Source organism: Sphingobium sp. IP1 (assembly GCF_002708645.1).
In the GTDB taxonomy this organism is placed as follows: Bacteria; Pseudomonadota; Alphaproteobacteria; order Sphingomonadales; family Sphingomonadaceae; genus Sphingobium; species Sphingobium yanoikuyae.
Genome location: NZ_NOIW01000228.1, coordinates 1 through 2,604 on the forward strand (window position 1 = coordinate 1; position 2,604 = coordinate 2,604).

A 2,604-nucleotide genomic window follows, 5' to 3' on the forward strand; every position below is an offset into this window, starting at 1 on the left:
CTGCCGATTCCGATGAAGCCGCCCCTCGTTTCCGAGATGATTGCGCCCCTTCGTTCCGAGATGATGTCGCCCCCCCGGAGACAGGGCCGTGCTGGCTACGTCTGTTGTTATTTCGTTCGTGCCGGTCGTCAAGCCTCTGAAGGGGATTTGACCCGGCGCATGCTGTCACCGTCGAGGTCCAGGCGGTGGGCGTTGTGGACGAGCCGGTCGAGGATGGCGTCGGCATAGGTCGGATCGCCGATCACCTCGTGCCACGCCGCGATCGGCAGCTGGCTGGTGACGATCGTCGAGCGACGGCCATAACGCTCTTCTAGGATTTCGAGGAGGTCGTAGCGGGCATGAGCATCGAGTGGCTCAAGCCCCCAGTCATCAAGAATCAGGAGCTGAACGCTGCCGAGCTTGGCCAGGATGCGGGCGTAGCGTCCGTCGCCGCGTGCCAACGCCAGGCTGGCGAACAGCTTGGGCACCCGCTGATACAGCACCGAACGGTCGTCGCGGCAGGCCTTATGGCCTAGCGCGCAGGCCAGCCATGATTTCCCGACGCCAGTCGGGCCGCAGATGACGAGATTGTCGCGAGCGGCGATCCAGTCACCAGCGACGAGCTTGAGGAACAGCCCCCGGTCGAGACCTCGATGGCTGCGATAATCGACATCCTCGGGGGTTGCCTGATGGCGCAGCTTGGCGAACCGCAGCCGGGCGGCCAGCTTGCGGTCGTGGCGGAAGCTCCATTCGCGGTCGAGCAGCAGCGCCAGCCATTCGGGATGGGTGAGCCGCTCGGCTTCGGCATTGGCGGCCAGTTCGTCGAACGCCCTGGCCATGCCAGCCAGCCCCATTGCGTTCAGCCGGTCGAGAGTGGGATGTTGAAGCATCATGATCTCCTTCAGTGATAGTAGCGGGAACCCCGGATATTCGGGTGGGTGATCGTCCGATCGTCGCGCGCCTGCCGGGGCGCGGGCGCCTGATCGAGCCGGTTGTCGAGGATCGATCGGACCGATCCATAGGTGCGTGCGCCGATATCGAGCGCCCGGCTGCACGCCGCTTCGACCCGTTCGCGGCCGAAGCCCTTCACCAGGCGCACGATGCCCAGGCAGGCCCGGAAGCCCTGCTCGGGATGCGGGCGATCGGTCAGGATTTTCTCGCACAGCAGGGCGGCACAGGGGCCGATCGCGGCCGCCTCGGTGGCGATGCGTTCGATCGTCCAGTCGGCGAAGCGCCGGTGGGATGACGGCATATGCTCGGATATCGTCGTGTGCCGGCCATTGCCGGAGCCGCGCATATGGGCGGCGATCCGTTCACCCTTGTGGAACAGTTCGATCGTACGCGCGGTGATCCGCGCCTCGACCGGCTCGCGCGCGAAGCGATACGGGACCGAGTAATAATGGCGCTCGATCTCGACATGATAATCGAGACCAGCGCGCCGCCGCCGCCATTCGGCGAAGACATAGGGTTCCAGCGGCAGAGCTTTCAGCGCAGGCCTGTCGATGGCCTCGAACAGCTGGCGCCGGGTCTGGCCCACGCGGCGCATGATACGGCGGTCATTGAGGTCGGCGAGCAGGTCGCCGATCGCGGCGTTGAGTTCGGCCAGGCTATAGAAGATCCGATGCCGAAGGCGCCCGAACAGCCAGCGCTCGACGATCAGCACGCAGGCCTCCACCTTGGCCTTGTCGCGTGGGCGGCGCGGACGGGTCGGCAGCACCGCGCTGTCGTAATGTGCCGCCATCTCGGCATAGCTGCGGTTGACCTGTGGATCGTAAAGGCAGGCCTTGATCACCGCGACCTTGGCATTGTCCGGCACGAACAGGGCAGGCGCGCCGCCGAAGGCTTCCAGCGCCCGCACGTGCGCCGCGATCCAGTCGGGCAGCGTCTCGGTCCAGCTCGCCTCGGCATAGGACAGGCTCGATGCACCCAACACCGCCACGAAGATGTGCGCGTCGCGGATTTCGCCGGTCAGCCGGTCGACCACGACAGCCACCTTGTCGCCCGCATAGTCGACGAACAGCTTCTCGCCGGCGGCGTGGGTCTGCCGCATCGTGACCGGCAGCTTCGCCGCCCAGCCACGATAGAGATCGCAGAACCGGCTGTAGCGATAACCTTCCGGATGCTGAGCGATATATTCGTCCCACACGATCTGCAGCGTCACATGCTTGCGCTTCAACTCGCGATGGATCGCTGCCCAGTCCGGTTCAGGGCAGCGGCGATGGCCGGTCTTGGTGCCAGCCGCGCGGTAAAGCGCCGCCTCCAGAACGGCATCGCTGACATCCGCGCCCAGCGGCCAAGCCAGACCCGCGACCGCTGCCCGCCTCAGCGTCTCGCGCACCGTCGAGGGCGCGGCGCCCACCCGATACGAAATCGCCTTGTGACCCAGCCCCTGCTCAAACCGGTACCGTAAAATCTCGCGAACCCGTCGCATACTCAATCGCTCCGCCGACATCGGCTCCCTCCCTCGGACAACCCAAAGGAAGCAAACCTAATCCCAGCAGCGGACCTTCATCGTCATCCCCGCAAAGGGGGCGACATCATCTCGGAATCAGGGGGCGAGTAATTCTCGGAACAGGGGGGCGGCATCATTTCGGAATGAGGGGGCGGCTTCCCTCGGAATCAGCA

2 protein-coding genes are annotated in these 2,604 nt (G+C 65.4%); both read right to left on the reverse strand.

The window, feature by feature from the left end:
- Positions 1-128: 128 nt before the first annotated feature.
- Complete coding sequence (gene istB / locus CG471_RS29560; protein ID WP_066675312.1) at positions 129-869, reverse strand: IS21-like element helper ATPase IstB; 741 nt, start codon at positions 867-869, stop codon at positions 129-131.
- 11 nt (positions 870-880) lie between these two features.
- Positions 881-2,410: an IS21 family transposase gene (istA, locus tag CG471_RS29565; protein WP_082730872.1), complete on the reverse strand. Its 1,530-nt coding sequence runs from the start codon at positions 2,408-2,410 to the stop codon at positions 881-883.
- Between the last annotated feature and the right edge of the window lie 194 nt (positions 2,411-2,604).

Coding starts and splice junctions, on each gene's coding strand:
- istA (WP_082730872.1), bottom strand. CDS start 2,410: ATGCGACGGGTTCGCGAGATTTTACGGTACCGGTTTGAGCAGGGGCTG.
- istB (WP_066675312.1), bottom strand. CDS start 869: ATGCTTCAACATCCCACTCTCGACCGGCTGAACGCAATGGGGCTGGCT.